The following is a 24652-nucleotide window of genomic DNA, read 5'->3' as shown; positions in this document are numbered from 1 at the left end:
TAATGATGGCGGAGGGGAACCACGCGTTCCCATCTCGAACACGACCGTTAAGCCCTCCAGCGCCAAGGGTACTTGAACCGCAGGGTTCTGGGAGAGTAGGACGTTGCCAAGCGAGCCCCACAAGTGGATGCTTCCGGAGTACGCTCTGGAAGCTCTCAGGTGGGTTTTTTCTTGCCTATCGCAGGGCAGAGAAATGCGCTCACAGTGTTAAAAAATCCTAAAACAAATGAATAGAGGCATAGATCTTATTTGTAGCAGATTAGCTGCTAGGCATGAAATAAGGTCACAATAGTCGTCTATCTAGGTTCAAAGGTATGTTTTAAGATTTTATGAGTTGAATAAGCGCATAAAAGGCCTCTATTTGAATCTTTGAGACTCAAATCATGCAAATAAGTGCACAATAGGACCTTATTCATCCTAATGGTATGTTGCCTTACCGCTATACTTTCGTTTTGCGATAGCAAAACCCTGATGGCCCTTAGCTCAGCTGGTTAGAGCGCACCCCTGATAAGGGTGAGGTCGGTGGTTCGAGTCCACTAGGGCCAACCAAATCGTTTTTCCCCATTATGGGGGCATAGCTCAGCTGGGAGAGCGCCTGCCTTGCAAGCAGGAGGTCAACGGTTCGATCCCGTTTGTCTCCACCAAACCTGTTTAAAACGTCGGTAACGACGGCTTTGAGCAACGCATAAAACGAAACTTTTGACCTGAAAAATGAACTTTAAATTGAGGGTTGCAATCGGTTAGTGGAGTGTGGTAAGATACTTTTTGCTGCTGTAAGCGGCGTGAAGTAAACAGCATCATAAGCAACACAAACCGTGTTTCTCACGAAACATGAATTGTTCCTTGAAAACTAGATAACGAAGCAAAGAACGAAACATCCAAAACCGTAACATCCGGTTATTGAATCGTATTCAATAGCAAGCAAGTTTCCGTTAAACGAAACAGGCAAGTGGATAAGCTAATAAGAGCACACGGAGGATGCCTAGGCGCTAGGAGCCGAAGAAGGACGTGGCGAACGACGAAATGCCTCGGGGAGCCGTAAGCAGGCATTGATCCGGGGATGTCCGAATGGGGGAACCCAGCAGTCGTAATGGACTGTTACCATCAACTGAATACATAGGTTGGTTGGAGGCATACCCAGGGAACTGAAACATCTAAGTACCTGGAGGAAAAGAAAACAATAGTGATTCCGTCAGTAGCGGCGAGCGAACGCGGATTAGCCCAAACCAAGGTACTTGTACCTTGGGGTTGCGGGACATCGATATATCGAAGTATTTGTTAGGTGAAGAGGTCTGGAAAGGCCCATCAGAGAAGGTAACAATCCTGTAACCAAAAGCAAATAACAGATTAGGTGTATCCCAAGTAGTGCGGGGCACGTGAAACCCCGTATGAATCCGGCAGGACCATCTGCCAAGGCTAAATACTCCCTAGCGACCGATAGTGAAGCAGTACCGTGAGGGAAAGGTGAAAAGCACCGCGGGAGCGGAGTGAAAAAGAACCTGAAACCGTGTGCTTACAAAAAGTCAGAGCACTCTTTATGTGTGATGGCGTGCCTTTTGTAGAATGAACCGGCGAGTTACGTTCACGTGCAAGGTTAAGTTGAAGAGACGGAGCCGTAGCGAAAGCGAGTCTGAATAGGGCGAATAAGTACGTGGGCGTAGACCCGAAACCGTGTGATCTACCCCTGTCCAGGGTGAAGGTGAGGTAACACTCACTGGAGGCCCGAACCCACGCATGTTGAAAAATGCGGGGATGAGGTGGGGGTAGCGGAGAAATTCCAATCGAACTCGGAGATAGCTGGTTCTCCCCGAAATAGCTTTAGGGCTAGCCTCGAGAATAAGTTGTGGAGGTAGAGCACTGATTGGGTGCGGGGCCCGCCAAGGGTTACCAAGTCCAGTCAAACTCCGAATGCCATAAACTCGAATCTCGGGAGTCAGACAGTGAGTGCTAAGATCCATTGTCGAGAGGGAAACAGCCCAGACCATCAGCTAAGGTCCCCAAGTGTGTGTTAAGTGGGAAAGGATGTGGAGTTGCAAAGACAACCAGGATGTTGGCTTAGAAGCAGCCACCATTGAAAGAGTGCGTAATAGCTCACTGGTCGAGTGACTCTGCGCCGAAAATGTAACGGGGCTAAACACGCCACCGAAGCTATGGACTCAACACTTATGGTGTTGTTTGGTAGGGGAGCGTTGTCTATGCTGAGAAGGTGTACCGTAAGGAGCGCTGGAGAGTAGACAAGTGAGAATGCCGGTATAAGTAACGAAAAGACAAGTGAGAATCTTGTCCGCCGAAAGCCTAAGGGTTCCTGAGGAAGGCTCGTCCTCTCAGGGTAAGTCGGGACCTAACGCGAGGCCGAAAGGCGTAGTGGATGGACAACTGGTTGAAATTCCAGTACCACCGTGAACCGTTATGAGCAATGGGGTGACGCAGAAGGGGAAAGATGCAGACGGATGGAAGTGTCTGTGCAAGCAGTGAGGCTAAAGTGTAGGCAAATCCGCACTTTGTTAGGCTAGGCTGTGACGCGGAGGGAAAATTACAGTACCGAAGATCATGTACTCAAGCTGCCAAGAAAAGCCTCTAGCCAGGGAGAAGGTGCCCGTACCGCAAACCGACACAGGTGGGCGAGAAGAGTATTCTAAGGCGCGCGGAACAACTCTCGTTAAGGAACTCGGCAAAATGACCTCGTAACTTCGGGAGAAGAGGTGCCTCGGTAGGGTGAATAGCCCGAGGGGGCCGCAGTGAAAAGGCCCAAGCGACTGTTTAGCAAAAACACAGGTCTGTGCGAAGCCGTAAGGCGAAGTATACGGGCTGACGCCTGCCCGGTGCTGGAAGGTTAAGAGGAGTGGTAAGCCGCAAGGCGAAGCTATGAATTGAAGCCCCAGTAAACGGCGGCCGTAACTATAACGGTCCTAAGGTAGCGAAATTCCTTGTCAGGTAAATTCTGACCCGCACGAATGGCGTAACGACTTGGGCGCTGTCTCAACGAGAGATCCGGTGAAATTTTAATACCTGTGAAGATGCAGGTTACCCGCGACAAGACGGAAAGACCCCATGGAGCTTTACTGTAACTTAATATTGAATTTGGGTATGATCTGTACAGGATAGGTGGGAACCTTTGAGACATGAGCGCCAGCTTGTGTGGAGGTGACGTTGGGATACCACCCTGATCCTACCTAGGTTCTAACCTATGCCCCTGAATCGGGGCAAGGGACCGTGTTAGGTGGACAGTTTGACTGGGGCGGTCGCCTCCTAAAGTGTAACGGAGGCGCCCCAAGGTTCCCTCAGAATGGTTGGAAATCATTCGAAGAGTGCAAAGGCATAAGGGAGCTTGACTGCGAGACCAACAAGTCGAGCAGGGACGAAAGTCGGGCTTAGTGATCCGGTGGTTCCGAATGGAAGGGCCATCGCTCAACGGATAAAAGCTACCCTGGGGATAACAGGCTTATCTCCCCCAAGAGTCCACATCGACGGGGAGGTTTGGCACCTCGATGTCGGCTCATCGCATCCTGGGGCTGAAGTAGGTCCCAAGGGTTGGGCTGTTCGCCCATTAAAGCGGTACGCGAGCTGGGTTCAGAACGTCGTGAGACAGTTCGGTCCCTATCTGTCGTGGGCGCAGGAAATTTGAGAGGAGCTGTCCTTAGTACGAGAGGACCGGGATGGACGTTCCGCTGGTGTACCAGTTGTTCCGCCAGGAGCATCGCTGGGTAGCCAAGAACGGACGGGATAAGCGCTGAAAGCATCTAAGCGTGAAGCCCCCCTCAAGATGAGATTTCCCAGTATGTAAGACCCCTTGTAGACCACGAGGTTGATAGGTTTGAGGTGGAAGTGCAGCAATGTATGGAGCTGACAAATACTAATCGGTCGAGGGCTTACCCCAATAAGACTTGTTATGCAGTCATGTGTAAGAAGCAGTGTGTTACCTGGATGTTTCACAACTCTTCGCTTCGTTTCTAGTTTTCAGGGAATAACAACCCTGTACGGCTTTTTTAATGTTGGACAGACTTAAACTTAGTCATGATAGCTTTGGAATACATAATGTTTCCAAACGCTAAACGATATTCCCTGATAGCTCAGTTGGTAGAGCACTCGACTGTTAATCGAGTTGTCGCAGGTTCGAGTCCTGCTCGGGGAGCCTGCTTCCATAGCTCAGTAGGTAGAGTGCATCCATGGTAAGGATGAGGTCACCGGTTCGATTCCGGTTGGAAGCTCCATTAGTATGGCCCGTTGGTCAAGTGGTTAAGACACCTCCCTTTCACGGAGGTAACAGGGGTTCGAGTCCCCTACGGGTCACCATATTTTATTACTTCATATGGGCGCTTAGCTCAGCTGGGAGAGCATCTGCCTTACAAGCAGAGGGTCGGCGGTTCGATCCCGTCAGCGCCCACCATATGTATATTTTCTTGAGAAGTAGTACATGCTACACGAATGCCTAAGCCGTTGTAGCTCAACTGGTAGAGCAACTGACTTGTAATCAGTAGGTTGGGGGTTCAAGTCCTCTCGACGGCACCACGAAGTTATGGGGATTAGCCAAGCGGTAAGGCAATGGACTTTGACTCCGTCACCCCAGGTTCGAATCCTGGATCCCCAGCCATTTTATGAGACATTAGCTCAGCTGGTAGAGCACCTGACTTTTAATCAGGGTGTCGAAGGTTCGAATCCTTCATGTCTCACCATTTATTGCGCGCGTATGGCGGAATTGGCAGACGCACTAGACTTAGGATCTAGCGGGCAACCGTGGGGGTTCAAGTCCCTCTACGCGCATTATTGCAAGTCAAAAAGAAGAGTTCTTCCCACAAAGGGAGGAACTCTTCTTTTTTTAATTCTAAGAAAGTACACCTTTTTGCTCAAACTGACCCCTAGAATTTCAGACAAACTCACCGTCTTAAAGACGCTGGAGCCGATTATCCTTGTATTTTAAATACGGGATACAGATTGCTTTAGCTCATCAGCTAATTTTGCTGAAATTTGAGAGGTGCTTGCCGTTTCTTGAGCTGAGGCAGCCCCTTGCTCACTATAAGCTGCAATGGATTCTATGGCGCTGAGAACGTCGGAAGCCTGAGCGGATTGCTCTTCGTTTGCTGCAGCTATTTCTGTTACTTTATTAGCCGTATCATGGACCTTAGTTAGAATAAGCGCGAAGGCTTTAGAAGCTTCTTGTGATTGTTCGACACCTAAAGTGACGGCAATCGTGCTTTTAGCTGTATTATTTTGCATAATTTTGATGATTAGAGCGATTTCCTTGGTTGCGTTTGCGCTTCTTTTTGCGAGCTTACGAACCTCATCTGCCACAACAGCGAATCCTCTGCCTTGCTCTTCTGCCCGGGCTGCTTCAATTGCTGCATTCAAAGCGAGTAGATTCGTTTGCTCGGCAATATCATTAATAACCTCGACAATAGCTACAATCTTTTCGGAGTCCTGCTCCAGCAATGTCATATGTTGACTAACCTCATTCATCCCAACAAGGGAATTAGTCACGACAGAGCCTCCTTGCTTAGCAATATCTACAGTAGCCTCAGAGAGGTGGGCAGCTTCCTCAGCGGACCTTGCCAGGGATTGAATGGCAGAGGTAAGCTCCTTGAACAGTTCAGCCATCGTTTGAGAGGCCTCAGCTTGACTGATACTGCCGTGAGCAATCTCATCGGTGCTAGAGAAGATTTGTTGACTTGCATCCGCTACGCTTTGCGAGGAGCTTAATATGCCGCCAATCAAGCTTCGCAGATTATGAGTCATCGTTTTAGTAGGACTGTAATGGAGCGGATGATAAGGAAGACAATGAGAGCACCTAAAAATAAGGAAACGGCAATTACAATAAGTGTTGCGTAAAGCACTCTAGAGGATGCCTTATAAACTTCAATCATTTCCATCGTTCCAACAATTTTCCAACCCATAATTGATGCGGTAGTGTAGTAAGCTTGTTTATCAACACCGTTTAGATTATAAACAACGATCCCAGAATTTTGAGTATAGAATGTTTGATAATGTTCACCAATGGCATCGGCGCCGTTTTTTTGTTTAGGATGAATTAAAAAGTGACTGGTCTTATCTAGAATATACACATAGCATCTTGACCGATTTTGGCCTTGCTTACGATCTGGCTGAAGGCTAGTAAATCGATATGTACACCGACTACTCCAGAGCCGTCTTCGAGCCTGTTGGCAATAGTAACAACGGTATTACCGGAGGTAGATGAAATATAGGGTTCTGTATGGATGGCGCTATTAGGAGATTGAATAGCTTGCTTGTACCAAGTTTGAGTCCTTGGATCATCTTTTGGCAGCTTCTTTGGCAGTTCTGGTGAGCGTAACATGATCCCCTCAGCCGAAGCCAAATAAACATACTCGAAGCCAGATTGTTGGGCTTTGTAGGCATCGGTGCTTTGCTTAGCTGCCGTCAAAAGGCTATCTGATAATTTGTTCTGGGCAGTGTGATAGGAAAACCACCCCAGTGAAATACTGGGCAGTAATAAAATCAAGGTAAACGCTACAATGAGTTTATTCTTAACATTAAACAATCGTTTCATTAAATAGGAATCCACCTTTCGTTCGAGCCACCATTATTTTATTTGGTATCTATATTGTAAGGGCTAGATTTAATGAAATATAAGATTGATGTTAGCTTTATGTTTATTTTCTTCATACTTCACTAACAATTAATAAAAGGAAATGTCTAGTCAGGGTGGTTAAATAAGGTGATAAAATCCAACTTTATAGCGAGCAATATTGTAGGATAAATTTGGTATTTATAGCGTCCAAAAATTTATTTAGCGAAAAAGGTTGCAAAACATTATTGTTTTTGCTATATTAATTCTTGTCGCTTTTCATGCGGACGTGGCTCAGTGGTAGAGCATCGCCTTGCCAAGGCGAGGGTCGAGGGTTCGAATCCCTTCGTCCGCTCCATAAGTAATGCACCCTTAGCTCAGCTGGATAGAGCGTTTGACTACGAATCAAAAGGCCGGGAGTTCGAATCTCTCAGGGTGCGCCATTTTTTAACTAAAGTAAATTTCGGGACGTAGCTCAGCTTGGTAGAGCACCTGGTTTGGGACCAGGGGGTCGCATGTTCAAATCGTGTCGTCCCGACCATTTTAGTTAGAAACAAGGTTTATGCGGGTGTAGTTTAATGGTAGAACTTCAGCCTTCCAAGCTGATCGCAGGGGTTCGATTCCCCTCACCCGCTCCATAATCTTAAATTCCGAAAGCCTTGATAGTTGGGGCTTTTTTTTGTTATTAATAAGCTTCAAAGTATTCTCCATATTATTGATTCTTAAAAGGAGATTGTATGCCGAAGTTATTGCGCTTTCTATTAATATTAATTCCCTGTACAATCTTGCGGTTCTGCATAGGAGAAACAGGTTTCTCTTTTCTGTGGTTTCTCGTTTTATATTTTCCTTTCATTAATTGGAGTACTTACTGGATTATGCTGACCATTCGATCGGGGATAAACCGCCTATTAGGTAGAGAGTATGTCAGTCTCAAGAAAACGGACTCTATTTTCGTAGGGTATTTGAATATACCGGGAGCACTTGCTATTTCAGAAATTATTTATAGTGGCTATATGTATAATCATTGAGTGAAAAGGGGAATAGAAAAATAAACAATCAATAATCCGCTCGTAAGAATGTACTCTTACGAACGGATCATTGATTGTTAGTTGAATTTCTGCAAATGCTTATGCCAATCGCTCAATGACAATAGTTACACCAGAACCAAGTTCTAATGAAGTGCCGCCCATAGCTTGTATTTCTAATGTGGACATAGCACCAATCGGAAAGCTGATTGAACCAACTATCGTACTAGGAGGACTTCCTAGGGGAGCGAAGGCTGCTACTGTGACTCCAGCAACTACTACAGCTGCATTACTTGTATTTCCACCAATTGTTGGCAAGTTTATAGTTACTTCATAAGTTCCAATGGTATTTAGGCTGAACGTATTGTCATCAATACGAGTAATAGCAGTACCATCAGGAAGAATGGTGACTGGAAACGCAACAGGAGTACCAGTAAGATTACCTTGAGGTAAAGGGTAGGTGGCAACGAAAATATCTAATGTGCCAACTGCTGGCCCTGTGGCACCTGTTGCTCCAGTCGCTCCAGTAGCACCGGTTTCACCTGTGGCACCTGTTGCTCCAGTCGCTCCAGTAGCACCGGTTTCACCTGTGGCACCTGTTGCTCCAGTCGCTCCAGTAGCACCGGTTTCACCTGTGGCACCTGTTGCTCCAGTCGCTCCAGTAGCACCGGTTTCACCTGTGGCACCTGTGGCACCTGTTGCTCCAGTCGCTCCAGTAGCACCGGTTTCACCTGTGGCACCTGTGGCACCTGTTGCTCCAGTCGCTCCAGTAGCACCGGTTTCACCTGTGGCACCTGTTGCTCCAGTCGCTCCAGTAGCACCGGTTTCACCTGTGGCACCTGTTGCTCCAGTCGCTCCAGTAGCACCGGTTTCACCTGTGGCACCTGTTGCTCCAGTCGCTCCAGTAGCACCGGTTTCACCTGTGGCACCTGTTGCTCCAGTCGCTCCAGTAGCACCGGTTTCACCTGTGGCACCTGTTGCTCCAGTCGCTCCAGTAGCACCGGTTTCACCTGTGGCACCTGTTGCTCCAGTCGCTCCAGTAGCACCGGTTTCACCTGTGGCACCTGTTGCTCCAGTCGCTCCAGTAGCGCCGGTTTCCCCAGTAGCACCTGTCGCACCCGTAGCTCCAGTAGCGCCGGTTTCACCCGTGGCACCTGTCGCCCCGGTAACTCCAGTAGCGCCAGTTTCACCTGTTGCGCCTGTTGCCCCGGTAACTCCAGTTGCGCCGGTTTCCCCAGTAGCACCTGTCGCACCCGTAGCTCCAGTAGCCCCAGTTCCTGAAGTTGCTAATAAAGCAACATCATCGACTAAAATGTCTGCTGTTCCTGCTTGCGGAAGATTGTCAATTAAAATAAAGGCTTGTGTGCTACCAAGTGATGCTGGTGTGGTGGTTTGGTGTATTTCAAGCCAGGTACTATTTTCTACGTTTGGTATACGATTGACTGGAACATTGCTAAACAAGCCTTGTCCTAACAAAGTAAATAAACTATCAAAATAAAAGACCTGTATAACTACAGGAGCCGCTGGCAGAATGCCTACTTTGGCGAATGAAACAAGAAGTTCAAAGCTTTCACCTGCAGTTATTGGCACAAACTGTCCAATAAAAGAGGTGATTGGACCGCCTTGCAGCCTCGCTGAAAATATTCCAGAATGAGAATATAAATTGGTAACAGTTGTATTTGAAGAAGTCCAGGGCACCAATGTTCCGGTTTCAAAGCTTCCATTAATGATTAAATTTTGTATGCTCATTTGATTTCTCCTTCCTAATGAAATTGACTTTTTATATTAAAGTCTTTGTATTCTATGAATCACTCTTATGACTTGTTCTAGTCTGATAGATTAAGTTTGATAATATAGGTCTGAATTTCTTAAATGCCTAAAAAAGGACGATAAGTGCAGCAAAAGCTGCTAAATCATCGTCAGTGAATTATCATCTTTGAATAATTGGTTGTTCCAAAGTATGATGCCTAATTTAAATTTACTTTCTATAATATAAGCAAAAATAGATATTTCATAATAAGGAAAATTAGTGATAAACATTTTTAAGATGCAACTCATTGTGAAAACAATAAAGTGGAATTAGAAAAGTGAAGTGAAGGGGGGTGGCAAATACCAGCCCCACATAATTTACTGAATCTGAATAATTGAAACAGAACCATCAGTTGGATTAGCTGCTGCAGATCCGTTATAAAGTAAATCCATTATAATAATACTTGTGGTAGCATTAGCTAGGAATGTACCAGATACGCTTGCATTAGCATCTGAAGTTCCAGTATTTGATTTACCAGAAAAATCACCGATAAAAACAGCATTAAGTCTTGGTGTAACGGTAATGTTTCCACTTATAGAACTAGTTGCCCTGAAAGTATACGAAACCATATAAATGTGTCCTATTGCTAGTGAAAAAGTTGTGGCTGTTGGATGTGAGATGTTAGTACCATTAATAAATGAGGTTGAGTAAGAAATGGCTGTCCCATCTGGAATAGGTGATGCATTAACAATAAATAGTGCGTTTTGATTTGTAGCAATTGCCCCAGTAGCTCCAGTGGCTCCAATGGCTCCAGTCGCACCAGTAGCTCCAGTAGATCCAATGGCACCTGTGGCTCCAGTCGCACCAGTAGCACCCGTGGCTCCAGTCGCACCAGTAGCACCCGTGGCTCCAGTCGCACCAGTAGCTCCAGTAGCACCAGTCGCTCCAGTAGCTCCAATGGCACCTGTTGCTCCAGTCGCACCCGTGGCACCTGTTGCTCCAGTCGCTCCAGTAGCACCGGTTTCACCCGTGGCACCTGTTGCTCCAGTCGCTCCAGTAGCACCGGTTTCACCCGTGGCACCTGTTGCTCCAGTCGCTCCAGTAGCACCGGTTTCACCCGTGGCACCTGTTGCTCCAGTCGCTCCAGTAGCACCGGTTTCACCCGTGGCACCTGTTGCTCCAGTCGCTCCAGTAGCACCGGTTTCACCCGTGGCACCTGTTGCTCCAGTCGCTCCAGTAGCACCGGTTTCACCCGTGGCACCTGTTGCTCCAGTCGCTCCAGTAGCACCGGTTTCACCCGTGGCACCTGTTGCTCCAGTCGCTCCAGTAGCACCGGTTTCACCCGTGGCACCTGTTGCTCCAGTCGCTCCAGTAGCACCGGTTTCACCCGTGGCACCTGTTGCTCCAGTCGCTCCAGTAGCACCGGTTTCACCCGTGGCACCTGTTGCTCCAGTCGCTCCAGTAGCACCGGTTTCACCCGTGGCACCTGTTGCTCCAGTCGCTCCAGTAGCACCGGTTTCACCCGTGGCACCTGTTGCTCCAGTCGCTCCAGTAGCACCGGTTTCACCCGTGGCACCTGTTGCTCCAGTCGCTCCAGTAGCACCGGTTTCACCCGTGGCACCTGTTGCTCCAGTCGCTCCAGTAGCACCGGTTTCACCCGTGGCACCTGTTGCTCCAGTCGCTCCAGTAGCACCGGTTTCACCCGTGGCACCTGTTGCTCCAGTCGCTCCAGTAGCACCGGTTTCACCCGTGGCACCTGTTGCTCCAGTCGCTCCAGTAGCACCGGTTTCACCCGTGGCACCTGTTGCTCCAGTCGCTCCAGTAGCACCGGTTTCACCCGTGGCACCTGTTGCTCCAGTCGCTCCAGTCGCTCCAGTAGCGCCGGTTTCACCCGTGGCACCTGTTGCTCCAGTCGCTCCAGTAGCGCCGGTTTCACCCGTAGCTCCCGTCGAACCCGTAACTCCAGTAGCGCCGGTTTCACCTGTGGCACCTGTCGCCCCCGTAACTCCAGTAGCACCGGTTTCACCCGTAGCACCTGTCGCCCCCGTAACTCCAGTAGCGCCGGTTTCACCTGTGGCACCTGTCGCCCCCGTAACTCCAGTAGCGCCGGTTTCACCCGTAGCACCTGTCGCCCCCGTAACTCCAGTAGCGCCGGTTTGACCTGTGGCACCTGTCGCCCCCGTAACTCCAGTAGCACCGGTTTCACCCGTAGCACCTGTCGCCCCCGTAACTCCAGTAGCGCCGGTTTCACCTGTGGCACCTGTCGCCCCCGTAACTCCAGTAGCACCGGTTTCACCCGTAGCACCTGTCGCCCCTGTAACTCCAGTAGCACCGGTTTCACCCGTAGCACCTGTCGCCCCTGTAACTCCAGTAGCGCCGGTTTCACCTGTGGCACCTGTCGCCCCCGTAACTCCAGTAGCACCGGTTTCACCTGTCGCACCAACTTCGCCTGTAGCTCCTGTTGAACCCGTAACTCCAGCAGCACCGGCTTCACCTGTGGCACCTGTCACCCCGGTAACTCCAGTAGCACCGGTTTGACCCGTTGCGCCTGTCACCCCGTTAACTCCAGTAGCCCCAGTTGCTCCAGTAACCCCAGTTCCTGAAGCTGCTAATAAAGCGACATCGTCGACTAAAATATCTGCTGTTCCTGCTTGAGGAAGATTGTCTATTAATACAAAAGCTTGTGTGCTTCCAAGGGGGGCAGAGGTAGTAGTTTGATAGATCTCAAGCCAGTTACTATCCTCTGCGTTAGGTATACGATTTAGTGGAACATTGGCAAAAAGCCCTTGTCCTAACAAATTAAAAAGATTGTCAAAATAAAAGACCTGCATAACTACAGGAGCAGCTGGTAGAACTCCTACTTTGGCTAACGAAATAATTAACTCAAAACTGACACCGGGAGTTACTGGTACAAATTGCGCTATATAAGAGGTGATTGGACCACCTTGAAGCCTAGCTGAGAATGTACCGGAATGTGAATATAGATTGGTAACGGTTGTATTTGATGTAGACCATGGCACCAATGTTCCGGTTTCAAAGCCTCCATTAACGATTAAGTTTTGAATGCTCATATATACTCTCCTTTCTAGATGAGTTGACTTTTATATTAAAAGTCTTAGTATTCTATGAAACTTATCTATTATTGGTTCTAGTCTAATAGATTAAATAAGATAATATAATTTTGTTATGGAACAACCGCAAATAAGGCCGGAAGCAGGCCCTATAGCTCTAATCTAATGTGTCGGTCTTTCTTAAGAAGAACAGCGCAGCTATTATAAAACTACAAAGTATACTTAACCCCTCTCCAAACGGAGCCGTTATAAACATATCCAACATCGGTATCTGTTTTGTAATACGTCTGTCCAGCTCGAAAGGCAGTTTCATTAGGAACAGTCGTCCCTTTATAGTCATCACGTAAACCATCCGTGTTTGTATTAGGAGTGCCGAAGTAAACACTTGTTATCGTCCCAGAACCACAATAGATAAGATTACCTAATACTCTAAAACGAATGTTGCCAGTAAATTCAACTGCTCGTTCCACACGGTTTTTTATCGCGGGAGTTTTGTCGGCATTGTGTATGTTGGTATCGGGATAGAGGGCTACGCTCCAATCCTCGAGTGATTGATTTCCTTCGAACACAATGTTAGTGCAGTTTTGGATCAAGACATTATCAGTGGATACCGTCCGGGGACCGGAAGTGATGATTGCTCCTGCTGCATGCGGAGCCGCTGCTGTGCCATTCTGCCCTCTTATAACAGTGGCATTACCTGTAGTGCTATTAAAAGCAGTCACAGACATCTGCTCCAAATCGATTACGATCGCAAAAGAGACGGAGAATATGGCGAAGTTCACACCGCTTGCGAATTTTAATGTATTCACGGTAGCACTGATTGCCGCTGAAAGTGTAGTGACCTCAGAATCCTTATCCCAGAAGTTATTGTTTTGCACATAATTATTATTGGCGATTACATCTCTTGTAGCGATTAGCGCAATACCCTGGGCTTTGTTCATAGTTGTGGTATTTCCAGTGAGGCCAAGCCCTTTAACAGAGCCCGCGTAAATACCTGTAGATCCGCTGTATTTTACATTGTTGTTGTTGATGCTTACCCGTTTAGTTTTGGAGTCGGCAACGGTAATCCCTCTGCTATTAGATGAAGTAACATTATTGTCAGTTGCAATAATATCGGTGCCACTCGAGATTTCAATCCCAAAATGGTTACCGTTAGTAGGAATGACAGGGAAGTATGTACCTGCCCGATGAACTTGATTACCCACTATAGTGACATCAAATACATCCTTGGTATTAAACTCACCGCTTTCAAAAGCAGTCAAAATGCCGCTAGAAGCTGTATTAGTAACTATATTGTTACTGATAACGACTTTTTTTCCACCAACGACAGTTATGCCTCTTGCCCATGATTTATCGAGTATGTTGTTATGAATCAAGATTCTTTCACAGTAAGGCTCATTGGTGTAAGTCACTACAGCGATGCTATCATCACCACAGTCAAAGGTGGTGTTGTCACTCACTATCATGTCGGTGCAGCCATTGGTCATGTGTATGCTGTCTGCACAAGTCTGAGTAACATGATTACCAATGATTTCGATGGAGCTGCAGGATTGAAACATAAGTCCTGCAGCAAAGGTTTTGGCAATATATACGCCTTCAACCTTGCATTGCGAGGAGGATATGAGTCCTAGTCCCCAAGCGAAATTAGAACGTGTAGAAGTACCTACGACAGCATTAGAGGAAACTTTAAAATCCTTAAATGAGCCACCTATACAGTTTGTAATACTGAATATACGCCTATCCGAATTGGTGGGAGTAGCTTCTACGCAGTATATTTCAGATTGAGGCCCTTCTCCTTCTATGTTGAAGGTTCCACTTAAATTGTTGAATAAACTGTTTATAAAATATGTGCCGCTAGGAATGTAAACCGTTCCTTTTACTGCAATAGCTGATGCAATGGCTGCTGCTATCGCTTTTTTGTTAGCCGTTCCTACGCTTGGTGATATGGTTCCTGCAACAGCTCCATAAGTAACAATGTTAAACGTACCCATTTTTCTCATCTCCTTGGTATCCAATATTATTCATCATATTAATAGGAGGAAGAGGTTAACACACTAAATACCTAGCTTGTTCAAAAAAATATAATTAAAGGTTGGCTTGGGTAACGTGTTATAATTGTCGAATGAAGTCATAATCTGGAAATATTATGAAGATTCATGAGAAAAGGGGTCTTCAAGGATGCGTTGGCTGAAAAATTTAAGAATCAACAGTAAGCTTATGATCATGGTTCTAATACCTATGCTGGGGCTACTCTATTTTTCAGTGGTTGAGGTTGTTGCCAAACTAAGCAATTTAAGTGAGATGAATCGTTCCGAGGGCATGACGAAGCTAGCGGTTAATACTAATGATGTCATTCATGAGCTGCAAAAAGAAAAAGGATTGGTAGCCGGTTACTACGGTAAGAAAACGGTAAGTATCCAAAATAATATGCTTGAACAACGAAAAGAAACGAGCTTAAGTATAGATATTCTCAAAGAGCATTTAAAAGGATTCTCAAAAAATTATTTTGGCGAGACGTTTGCGAATAATCTTGTTGAATCGATGGGGAATCTGGATAAGCTGAAAATGGAACAAACTTTCATCGATGAGAATTCTTCGGATGAGAAGAGCGTTATTGCCTATTATACGGATACGATCGAAAAGTTTTTTGGGTTAATGGAAAATGTAAAGCTATTGGACACAGATACAGAAATATCGAATAAGCTATCGGCTTATATTAATTTTTCCAGAAGCAAATCTGCTGTGAGTAAAGAAAGAGCGCTTTTAAATAATGTGTTCTCTAGAAATTTAATAACGCCTACAGATGTATATGAGGAAGGTCTATTAGTAAACGAGCATGAGCTTTATTTCAATGTTTATACATCTTTTGCAACGCCAGAAGCACTCCGCCTCTTTAAATCAATAGTTAAAGGGGAAGCAGTTAACGAGGTTGACCGCATGCGTCAGCTTGTTTTGAGTGCAGAAGCAGGAAAAAACTTGGATATAGATCCAGGGTATTGGTTTAATAATTCAACCGTGATAATTGATTCCTACAAGCAAGTGGAAGATCAATATTCAACGGAATTCATCAGTCTTATCGAACAACAAAAAAGCAGCGCCTTGCGTTGGCTAATTTTTGTGATTTTGTTAAACCTCTTGATTTTTACATTCTCGATCATTTTGCTGGTACAAATATTAGCTTCTTTCAAGAAGACGACAGATGAAGGAGAGCGCCAGTACTGGCTGAAAACGGAGTTTGCTCGATTAACAGAGCTGTCTCTTGGTGTGACAGATCTACAACAGCTAGTAAAAATGCTTATTTCGGAAATTTCTGAGCTGATTGAAGTTGGACAAGGTGTGTTCTATGTTAAAGAATTCGGTAAGAACTCGGAGCATGTGGGAGATTTTATCTTACTGGGCAGCTATGCATATGTAGAAAGAAAGAATTTATCTAACCGCTTTCGGCTGGGTGAGGGTCTAATTGGCCAATGTGCTCTCGAGAAGAAGCCTATTCTGCTAACTCAGGTACCTAATGACTATATTCAAATTAGCTCCGGATTAGGTGAAAGAAAGCCTTTGGCTATCCTAGTGCTGCCGATACTCTTTGAAGAAGAGGTTGTAGCAGTCATTGAATTGGCATCTTTTAAAGCTTTTACTGCGATCCAACAGAATTTACTTGAATTATTGTCCACTCCATTAGGCGTAGTTATTAATAGTGCTGCTAGCCGTCAACGCACGGAAGAATCACTTATGGAAGCTGAGCTGTTAGCTGAAAAAGCACTTTTGTTGGCCAAAGAAGCACAAACACAGCAGGAAGAGCTGCGTGTATCTAATGAAGAACTTACAGAACAAACCTATATGTTGAAAAAATCAGAAGAAAAGCTGAAGATTTCAAGTGAGGAATTGCAAGCACTTAATGAAGAAATGGCAGAGAAGACGAAGCATCTAGAGACGCAAAAAGTCGATATATTAGAGCAGAATCAGCAAATTCTATTATCCAGAAATGATCTGGAAGTAAAAGCTAAAGAGCTTGAGATGGCTAGTAAATACAAGTCTGAGTTTCTGGCCAATATGTCGCATGAGTTAAGAACACCTCTTAATAGCTTGTTAATTCTTGCTAAGCTTCTAGCTAGCAATGCAGAAGGGAATTTATCAGCAGATCAGATTGAGTCAGCCGAGGTCATACATAGCGGTGGCTTAGAGCTATTAACCTTGATCAATGACATTCTCGATTTATCGAAGGTGGAAGCAGGGAAATTAAGTATTCTACCTGAAGAGGTCAAGCTAGATACGATTATTAATAATTTACAGAACAAATTTAACTCTTTAGCGCAAGATAAGGGGGTTCATTTTGAGCTGCACCGCGATGAAGATACTCCAGAGGTCATCATAACGGATGGTCAACGCACGGAACAAATTATGAAAAACTTCTTATCTAATGCGTTCAAATTTACCTCTGAGGGTACAGTTTCTTTACGGATTTCCATACCTGCCAAGGATGTAAGGCTATCTAATAAAGCGCTTAAGCAAGGAAGGACAATTGCGCTTATAGTAACCGATACGGGAATAGGGATCCCGATGAGCAAACAAAAGGCGATTTTTGAAGCCTTTCAGCAAGCGGATGGCTCGATTAGTCGCAAGTATGGCGGCACTGGCCTAGGCTTGACGATATCCCGAGAGCTTGCAAAACTGCTTGGAGGTGAAATTCATTTGCTGAGCCGTGAAGGCGAAGGCAGTACATTTACATTGTTCCTTCCTATTGATTTAGAAACTACAACATCAGAAAGAAAACAGAAGAATGAGGCAATCCAAACAATAGGAATCGAGAGTTATAAAGAGCAAGAGTATGTTGAGGAGAATGAAGATATAGTCCTTAAACCGATAAAAGCGTTCATTGAAGATGATCGAGAAGAAATTGAGCTCAAGAAGATAAAGAAGTTTATTCTGATAGTTGAGGATGACAAGAATTTTGCTAAAGTTTTAATGGAGCTTACACGCAAAAAGGGCTTTAAATCCATCGTTGCTGGAGATGGGTTTAGCGGTATGCAGCTGGCTAAACGGTATATTCCTAGTGCTATTTTGTTAGATTTAGGGCTTCCCGATATTAATGGTCTGAAAATGCTGGATTTGTTAAAGTATGCTGATGAAACACGACATATCCCGGTGCATATCATCTCTGGGAAGGACGGAAGTCAGGATTCCTTGTATAAAGGAGCGATAGGCTTTCTATCGAAACCCGTTACTAGTGAAGATATTGATACGGTTTTCTCAAAGATTGAGAACATTCTCGATGATCATATCAAGCAAGTACTGGTTATTGAGGATGATGCCCATAACCAGAAAGCCATTTATGAGCTGCTGAAGGATAAAAACATTGAAATTCATATCGTAAACACAGGTAAAGAAGGATTGGACCGGATAAAGCAGCAAGATTATGACTGTGTGATTCTAGATTTAAAGCTGTCGGATATGACGGGCTTTGAATTATTGACGCAATTGATCGATGCGAAAGTATTGAAAATTCCACCTATTGTAATCAATACAGGGAAAGAATTAACAGAAGTCGAATATAGCGAGCTTAATCGATTTACGGAAAGCATTGTGATTAAAGGGGTTAATTCCCCAGGTCGTTTATTGGATGAGGTCTCTTTGTTCTTACACAGTGTACAAAAAGCGGCTTCTTCGGACCAGCGCCAGCTTATGCGTATGTTGAGTGACTCTGAGGAAACCTTGAACGGGCGTAAAATCCTGATTGTAGATGATGATTTACGTAATATATTTGCGCTTTCTAAAATCCTGCAATTGCATGGAGTGGAAGTGGTTATGGCCGATAACGGTAAGCTTGCGCTGGAGAAACTAGAGGAAGAAGCCGGTATTGAGCTTGTTGTGATGGATATTATGATGCCTATCATGGATGGATATGAGGCCATGCGTTTAATTCGTGAGAATCACCGATTTAGTAATCTGCCTATAATAGCACTGACTGCAAAGGCCATGACAGGCGACCGAGAAAAATGTATTGAAGCTGGAGCTAATGACTATATGACTAAGCCAATTAACAGTGATAATCTGTTGTCATTAATCCGAGTGTGGCTCTTTAAATAGAGGATGAGATTCTAGGTAACTTTCAGGGCACAGCTGCTGGCGAGATCATCGGCTGTCGCTGCGATATGTTCAAATGCTGAATTTAAATCTTGCAACGTACCGCCTTGTTGATTCATTTCATTTTTTATAGCGATTACCATTTGATTCATTTTGGTGACTGCAGCTTCCATATCTATTAATTGTTGTCCTATAGTCATTGCTGCCTCTTTACTGTTATTTGCCATTTTGCGAATTTCAGTGGCAACAACCATGAAGCCTTTTCCGTGCTCTCCAGCGCGAGCACCTTCTATTGCCGCATTCAAACCTAAAACATTAGAATTTTTGGAGATTTCCTGAACGAATGAAATGATTTTTTGAATGCTCTGGATGTCATTATTAACCACCTGGGAGCTCTCCGATAAGGAATCCATTTGATGAATGACGTTGTTAAAGGCCGCAGAAATCGCTTGTGTTGTTGCTGTCATTTCTTCGACAGAGGCGGACAAGCCTTCTGAGCTGCTGCGCAGTAAATCCATTTTACTATTTAATACGATCGAGCTAATGACTCCTATAACTTGTCCATCGAGAATAATTGGATTTGCTGTAGAAATATATGGGAATCCAACGACTTCCGAACCACGTTCCTCTTGAATGAGGGTACCTGTAACAAGGGCATTATAGGAAACTGTGCCGATAAATTTTTCAATAGGTGCGCCAACTGGGATCTTTACATCTATATCTTTTCCAGGAAAATATCCGATTACCTTCTCGGTATCGGCAATAATGATACATGTATCCTCCGTGTAGGTTTTTTGATAAAATGGCATTGCCTTTATCAAAGATTCCAATAGTGAAGCTGCCTCTTGTGTTTTCAAATGATAATCCCCTTTATTCTGATTATTTGCTGTTGATCCGTGCAATTTTGGATATCTAACTTTAAGATTAACATAACTTGATCCTCATGGGTCTATTTTTTTGTTTTTAAATTAGATGGGTTATGATAAAATAAAACGATGTATATATAGAGATTCGATAGGGATAGGTGAGCGAAATGACTGAATCAAACAGTGCTGTCTTAAAACAAAGCTCAAGCAACCATTTGCTTCGTAGAGATGTGCGGTTTTTGGCCAATCTGCTTGGGGATGTATTGGTGCATCAAGGCGGGAAAGAATTGCTTGACACGGTAGACAAGATTAGGGAAATGAGCAAGACCATGCGTGCGCACTATGTCCCTGAATTATATAACGAGTTTAAAGAAACGATTAATACCTTAGACCCGGAAATTCGCCATCAGGTGATTCGGGCTTTTGCTATTTTCTTCCATTTGGTAAACATTGCGGAGCAGAATCATCGAATTCGCCGTAAACGTGATTATGAACGCACGGCAGGCGAATCCATTCAACCAGGCTCGATTGAAAGTGTAGTTAAGGATCTCAAGCTTAGAGGAACTAACTTAGCTGAAGTCCAAGAAATTCTCCAAGGCATTTCTTTGGAGCTTGTAATGACGGCACATCCGACAGAAGCTACGCGAAAGGCAGTGCTGGATATTCATCATCGCATTGCTGATGGTGTGATGGAGCTTGATAATCCGATGCTAACTTTTCGGGAGCGAGAGCAGCTGAATGAACGGCTGTCTGGCGAGGTTTTAACGCTATGGCAAACCGACGAACTGCGCGATCGCAAGCCAACGGTGCTGGATGAAGTGCGTAATGGGATGTACTATTTTGACGAGACGTTATTCGATGTGCTTCCAGATTTATATAGTGAGGTTGAGCGCTGCTTGACTAAATATTATCCAGATGAAGCTTGGCATGTACCGACTTTCCTGCGTTTTGGCTCATGGATTGGCGGCGATCGCGATGGCAACCCATCTGTTACAGCAAGTGTAACTTGGAAAACGCTCGAAATGCAGCGTTATATGGCGCTTAGTAAATATGTAGTGAGTTTGCGTGAGCTAACTGAGCATTTGAGCTTTAGTTCCAGTATCGTGGAGGTCACGCAAGAGCTATTGATTTCCATAGCTACGGATAAGGAACGTTTGCAAATTGTACAGGAAGAAATTTGGCGCAACGAGCAGGAGCCTTACCGGATCAAGCTTTCTTATATGCTGGAGAAAATGCACAATACGGGCAATGCGCAAATTGAAGCCAAGGCTAAGTATAATGTAGCTGAGGACTTTATGGCGGATTTACGAGTGCTTGATCGCAGCTTGCGCCATCACTATGCCAATTATGTGGCAGATACTTTTATCAAGAAACTAATACGTCAGGTGGAGCTGTTCGGTTTCCATACCGCTGCACTTGATGTGAGACAGCATAGTAAAGAGCACGAGAATGCGATGAGTGAGGTTCTGCTGAAGATGGGGATTTCTCCAAATTATGCAGAGCTTACCGAAGACGCCAAAATTAAATTGCTAACGGATGTCTTGAATGATCCTCGTCCGATCACGTCGCCATACTTGACCTATACGGAGATGACCAAGGAAGTTGTCGATGTCTATCACACGATAAAAGCGGCTCAGAAAGAATTTGGGCTTAAATGTATCACGACTTACTTAATTAGTATGACCCAAGGAACGAGTGATTTGCTTGAGGTTATGGTATTCAGTAAGGAAGCGGGTCTTTATAGACGGGAAAGCGATGGAACGATAACCTGTACCTTGCAGCCGGCGCCTTTGTTTGAAACGATTGATGATCTGCACGCAGCACCAGGCATCATCCATACGCTTTTTAAAATTCCTGCGTACAAAGACAGCTTAATCAGCTTGCAGAACATGCAAGAGATAATGCTGGGCTACTCGGACAGCAATAAAGATGGCGGAGTGGTAACAGCCAATTGGGAATTGCGCGTCGCCTTGAAAAGCATAACGGAGGCTGCTAACACCTATGGTGTGAAGCTGAAGTTTTTTCATGGCCGTGGGGGTGCGCTTGGTCGCGGCGGAATGCCGCTCAACCGGAGTATTCTGGCACAGCCCGCAGACACCTTGGGTGGCGGGATTAAGATTACGGAGCAAGGTGAAGTGCTGTCTCAGCGCTATGCGATCAAGGGTATTGCTTATCGCAGCCTGGAGCAGGCGATATGGGCTTTGATTACCGCGGCGATGAATGCTAAGCATCCGCAAAGCGATATCTCAGAGAAGAATTGGGAAGATATCATGATTGATATCTCGGAGAAGGCTCAGACTAAATACCAGGATTTGATTTTCCGCGATCCTGATTTCCTTACTTTCTTCCGCGAATCCACGCCATTACCGGAAATTGGCGAGCTGAATATCGGATCACGTCCATCGAAACGTAAGAACAGCGATCGTTTTGAGGATCTAAGAGCAATTCCATGGGTGTTTGCTTGGACGCAAAGTCGTTATTTACTACCTGCCTGGTATGCCGCTGGCAGTGGATTACAAAGCTTTTACCAAGGCAAAAAAGAAAATATGCGCGAGCTGCAAAAAATGTATGCGAAATGGTCGTTTTTCCGCTCGATGATCGATAATCTCCAAATGGCGCTTGCAAAAGCTGATCTATTAATCGCCAAAGAATATGGCAACTTGATTAAAGATGCTGCAATGGGCGAGCGTATCTATAACATCATTAAAGAGGAATATGAATTAACATCAAACTTAATTCTCCAAATCACAGGGCAAAAAGAAATTCTCGACAACGTTTCTGTCCTGCAGGAATCCATTCGTTTACGTAATCCTTATGTGGATCCATTAAGCTACATGCAGGTGTCCTTGCTGACAGAGCTTCGCGCTTTGCAAGAAAATGATGAAGATGATGCTATCTTGATGAGAGAAGTGTTGTTGACGATTAATGGGATTGCAGCTGGATTAAGGAATACAGGTTGATAACAAACACATTAGGTTAAAATATAGAATATCGAAAAACCAGGTCGCCTGTTTTAACAGGTGGCTTTGTTTTTATAGAATTGAGGCAAGCTAGATATGAAAAACACACGCTGGATAGCCATGCTGCTTATCCTCGCAGGAGCGGCCTGCTATGGGTTATTATCTCCGATAATTAAGCTGGCATACGAAGCTGGCTGGAACGAAGGCGAAATTAGCGTCAGTCAAATGACTATGGGAATGGTTATTACATGGCTTCTTGTTCTGATGAGGCGGAAGTCGTGGAGCAATCCATTTAGTGGACCTTGGATTAGGCTATCCATAGTAGGTATATTTGGACTAGCTTTAACCACCATTCTTTATAACACAACTTTAACGGAGCTGGATGCTTCACTTTCGATCGTATTACTGTTTCAGTTTACATGGATGACAATTGTTCTGGATTCGATAGTTAATAAAAAGTGGCCGACACGCCTACAGATGGTGGCTGTACTAATTGTTGTGATTGGGACTTTGTTTGCTGTGAATATTTTTGCGGCGGACTGGAGTCAGATTAGCGTTAAGGGCATAATCTTAGGACTCGCCTCAGGCTTTAGCTATAGCTTATTTCTGTTCCTGACTGGACGGATACAGCATCCGATGGATTCCTTAATGAAGTCTGCCATTATGCTTACAGCTGCTATTATTCCGATCTATTTAATTTATCCACCTGATGGAATGCTTGGAGATGGTGTAGGCTCTTTGATCTTATGGGGATTACTGCTTGGAACATTAGGTCAAGTGGTGCCTACTGTATTTTTTAATATTGGAATTCCGCGTGTCGGCAGCTCTGTTGCTGCTTTATTGGGCTCACTAGAGCTGCCGGTTGGTTTATTAGGCGCCTTATTCATTGTGGGTGAATCGGTTTTATCCGTGCAGTGGCTGGGAATGGTGCTGATTCTTGGCGGAATTGGCGTGTCAGAGCTGAAATTTAAAAGCTAATCTAGACATTACATTATGATGGGGAATCGGTTACAATAGAAATGATTAAGCTGACGTTGGAGGCAATGCATTGAACTATGTAGAAACACGGCTGGCCAAGCTGTCGCGAGGCGGAGATCGTCGCGCATTTGCAGAATTGGTCGAGCTGTATAAAGATAAAATTTACCATCTAGGCTATCGCATGCTGAATCAGAAGCAGGAAGCCGAGGATGTGGTGCAGGAAACCTTTCTTAGGGTATATACGAATTTACATCGCTATGATGAGAATCAGAAGTTCTCAACCTGGATCTATCGGATAGCGACTAATTTGTGCATAGACCGTTTAAGAAAAAGAAAACCAAGCTACTCCATTGATGCCGAAATGACAGATGGCGAGGGAACAGATTGGCATTCCATGCTGGCCAGTGATGCTGCAGGTCCGGATGAAGAGCTTATTCTTTCCGAAACCCAGCAGAATATACGAGAAGCTATTCAAACCTTGCCTGATAAATATAAATCGGTTGTTATTCTGCGTTATTTGCACGATATGTCGCTGCAGGAAATTGGCGATGTGCTAGACATGCCTGTAACCACGGTGAAAACGCGTGTGCATCGAGGCCGAGAATTCTTACGCAAGAGGCTGGATTCGGAGTATGGAGATAAAAAATAGGCATTTTTTAAAAATGATTATGAAACGTTATCCGATTTCAATCGTATGGTATAGAACAGAAACGCAAAAGGAAGCGGAAAGAAGTGGCAGCCCATGAATTGTAATGAAGCCCTCCCTTGGATGCATGAATATTTAGACGGTGATTTAACGGGGACTCCCTTAACAGAATTGAAAAAACATCTGCTTTCCTGTCAGGCATGCAGTTTGCGTTATAGGAAGATGCAGAATACGGAAGCGATGGTGCGGTCTCTACCTCATCTAGCGGCGCCGGCAGATTTAACAGATCGGATTATGGCATCCTTACCTAAGCAACCTAAGCGCAGTAACGCTTGGCTCCAATGGATTAAACGACATCCAGCCATTTCAGTGGCTTCGATGTTTATCTTCGTGATGTTGAGCGCTTCGTTGTCCATGTGGAATTCAGATACGGAGCTCGTGGTTAAAGGTGCAAGCTTGGAGCAGGTCGTGATTAAAGGCGATACGGTTTATGTACCTGCTGGACATACGGTTAATGGAAACCTGATGGTGAAGAATGGCAAGATCCAGATCGATGGTCAAGTAAATGGTAATTTAGTAGTCATTGACGGGACCTATAATCTTGCATCAACCGCACATATTTCGGGTAAAATTAAACAAGTGGATCAAGCTCTGGATTGGTTATGGTTTGAAGTTAATGAATACGTTGGTTTATTCGCAAAATAAGTATAAACGGACACAAAACCTTTCCCAATTAT

General features: G+C 45.0%; 12 protein-coding genes, 14 tRNA genes, 2 rRNA genes and 1 pseudogene (1 of these 29 running past the window's edge). 22 read left to right on the top strand and 7 right to left on the bottom strand.

The genetic code is table 11. The features are described 5' to 3' along the window. From rrf to EHS13_RS32425, 12 genes are all read left to right on the top strand, one after another. Positions 1-112, top strand: a 5S ribosomal RNA gene (gene rrf, locus EHS13_RS32480) (it extends 5 nt beyond the left edge of the window). A 360-nt stretch (positions 113-472) separates the two neighbouring features. Further along, positions 473-549: transfer RNA gene (locus EHS13_RS32475), tRNA-Ile, on the top strand. A gap of 19 nt (positions 550-568) precedes the next feature. Beyond that, positions 569-644: transfer RNA gene (locus tag EHS13_RS32470), tRNA-Ala, on the top strand. Between the two features lie 307 nt (positions 645-951). Further along, a 23S ribosomal RNA gene (locus EHS13_RS32465) occupies positions 952-3877 on the top strand. Between the two features lie 182 nt (positions 3878-4059). Further along, positions 4060-4132: transfer RNA gene (locus EHS13_RS32460), tRNA-Asn, on the top strand. Between the two features lie 3 nt (positions 4133-4135). Next, positions 4136-4211: transfer RNA gene (locus EHS13_RS32455), tRNA-Thr, on the top strand. Positions 4212-4218: 7 nt separating this feature from the next. Next, positions 4219-4293, top strand: a tRNA-Glu gene (locus EHS13_RS32450). Between the two features lie 18 nt (positions 4294-4311). Beyond that, positions 4312-4387, top strand: a tRNA-Val gene (locus EHS13_RS32445). Positions 4388-4433: 46 nt separating this feature from the next. Further along, positions 4434-4509 (top strand) — tRNA-Thr (locus EHS13_RS32440). 8 nt (positions 4510-4517) lie between these two features. Continuing rightward, positions 4518-4591, top strand: a tRNA-Gln gene (locus tag EHS13_RS32435). A 6-nt stretch (positions 4592-4597) separates the two neighbouring features. Beyond that, positions 4598-4673, top strand: a tRNA-Lys gene (locus EHS13_RS32430). Between the two features lie 8 nt (positions 4674-4681). Then, positions 4682-4761 (top strand) — tRNA-Leu (locus EHS13_RS32425). Between the two features lie 153 nt (positions 4762-4914). On the opposite strand, the pseudogene EHS13_RS32420 reads toward EHS13_RS32425, so the two are convergent. The 3 genes and pseudogenes from EHS13_RS32420 to EHS13_RS32410 all read right to left on the bottom strand — a co-directional run. Further along, positions 4915-5466, bottom strand: a pseudogene (locus EHS13_RS32420) (methyl-accepting chemotaxis protein); the annotation flags it as partial. A 260-nt stretch (positions 5467-5726) separates the two neighbouring features. Beyond that, entirely contained in the window at positions 5727-6056 is a 330-nt protein-coding gene (locus EHS13_RS32415; protein ID WP_155704329.1) for a PDC sensor domain-containing protein, read from the bottom strand. Continuing rightward, on the bottom strand, positions 6044-6520 hold the full coding sequence (locus EHS13_RS32410) for a PDC sensor domain-containing protein (protein ID WP_155704328.1): 477 nt from the start codon (positions 6518-6520) through the stop codon (positions 6044-6046). The genes EHS13_RS32415 and EHS13_RS32410 overlap by 13 nt, the downstream gene beginning before the upstream one ends. 301 nt (positions 6521-6821) lie before the next feature. Between EHS13_RS32410 and EHS13_RS32405 the strand changes: the two genes are divergently transcribed. The 5 genes from EHS13_RS32405 (at position 6822) to EHS13_RS37035 (ending at position 7566) form a co-directional block, all read left to right on the top strand. Continuing rightward, a tRNA-Gly gene (locus EHS13_RS32405) sits at positions 6822-6896 on the top strand. A gap of 8 nt (positions 6897-6904) precedes the next feature. Further along, positions 6905-6981 (top strand) — tRNA-Arg (locus tag EHS13_RS32400). 21 nt (positions 6982-7002) lie between these two features. Continuing rightward, a tRNA-Pro gene (locus EHS13_RS32395) sits at positions 7003-7079 on the top strand. Between the two features lie 23 nt (positions 7080-7102). Then, positions 7103-7176, top strand: a tRNA-Gly gene (locus EHS13_RS32390). 237 nt (positions 7177-7413) lie between these two features. After that, a complete protein-coding gene (locus EHS13_RS37035; protein ID WP_227013647.1) occupies positions 7414-7566 on the top strand; it encodes a hypothetical protein in 153 nt (50 codons plus the stop codon). Between the two features lie 99 nt (positions 7567-7665). Here the strand turns inward: EHS13_RS37035 and EHS13_RS32380 are convergent, their stop codons facing one another. From EHS13_RS32380 to EHS13_RS32370, 3 genes are all read right to left on the bottom strand, one after another. After that, on the bottom strand, positions 7666-9312 hold the full coding sequence (locus tag EHS13_RS32380) for an NTTRR-F1 domain (protein WP_193571462.1): 1647 nt from the start codon (positions 9310-9312) through the stop codon (positions 7666-7668). Positions 9313-9690: 378 nt separating this feature from the next. Continuing rightward, positions 9691-12384 carry an NTTRR-F1 domain gene (locus EHS13_RS32375; RefSeq protein WP_155704326.1) on the bottom strand — a complete coding sequence of 898 codons (2694 nt, stop codon included), beginning with the start codon at positions 12382-12384 and terminating at the stop codon, positions 9691-9693. Positions 12385-12593: 209 nt separating this feature from the next. After that, positions 12594-14375, bottom strand: coding sequence for a right-handed parallel beta-helix repeat-containing protein (locus EHS13_RS32370; RefSeq protein WP_162463360.1), 1782 nt, complete (start codon positions 14373-14375; stop codon positions 12594-12596). A gap of 187 nt (positions 14376-14562) precedes the next feature. Between EHS13_RS32370 and EHS13_RS32365 the strand changes: the two genes are divergently transcribed. Continuing rightward, positions 14563-18468: a response regulator gene (locus EHS13_RS32365; protein WP_155704324.1), complete on the top strand. Its 3906-nt coding sequence runs from the start codon at positions 14563-14565 to the stop codon at positions 18466-18468. An 11-nt stretch (positions 18469-18479) separates the two neighbouring features. Here the strand turns inward: EHS13_RS32365 and EHS13_RS32360 are convergent, their stop codons facing one another. Next, entirely contained in the window at positions 18480-19274 is a 795-nt protein-coding gene (locus tag EHS13_RS32360) for a methyl-accepting chemotaxis protein (protein ID WP_227013646.1), read from the bottom strand. Positions 19275-19498: 224 nt separating this feature from the next. Between EHS13_RS32360 and ppc the strand changes: the two genes are divergently transcribed. The 4 genes from ppc to EHS13_RS32340 all read left to right on the top strand — a co-directional run bounded on the left by ppc (position 19499) and on the right by EHS13_RS32340 (position 24620). After that, complete coding sequence (gene ppc, locus EHS13_RS32355) at positions 19499-22291, top strand: phosphoenolpyruvate carboxylase (RefSeq protein WP_155704322.1); 2793 nt, start codon at positions 19499-19501, stop codon at positions 22289-22291. 96 nt (positions 22292-22387) lie between these two features. Next, positions 22388-23269, top strand: a complete 882-nt coding sequence (locus EHS13_RS32350; protein ID WP_155704321.1) for a DMT family transporter — start codon at positions 22388-22390, stop codon at positions 23267-23269. Positions 23270-23339: 70 nt separating this feature from the next. Then, complete coding sequence (sigW, locus tag EHS13_RS32345; RefSeq protein WP_155704320.1) at positions 23340-23918, top strand: RNA polymerase sigma factor SigW; 579 nt, start codon at positions 23340-23342, stop codon at positions 23916-23918. 93 nt (positions 23919-24011) lie between these two features. Then, positions 24012-24620: a zf-HC2 domain-containing protein gene (locus EHS13_RS32340; RefSeq protein WP_155704319.1), complete on the top strand. Its 609-nt coding sequence runs from the start codon at positions 24012-24014 to the stop codon at positions 24618-24620. Positions 24621-24652 lie beyond the last annotated feature (32 nt).

Origin of the sequence: Paenibacillus psychroresistens (assembly GCF_009728935.1) — a bacterium.
In the GTDB taxonomy this organism is placed as follows: domain Bacteria; phylum Bacillota; class Bacilli; order Paenibacillales; family NBRC-103111; genus Paenibacillus_AC; species Paenibacillus_AC psychroresistens.
The sequence above is the reverse complement of the archived record's forward strand: the minus strand, read 5'-3'. Positions and strand labels throughout refer to the sequence as shown.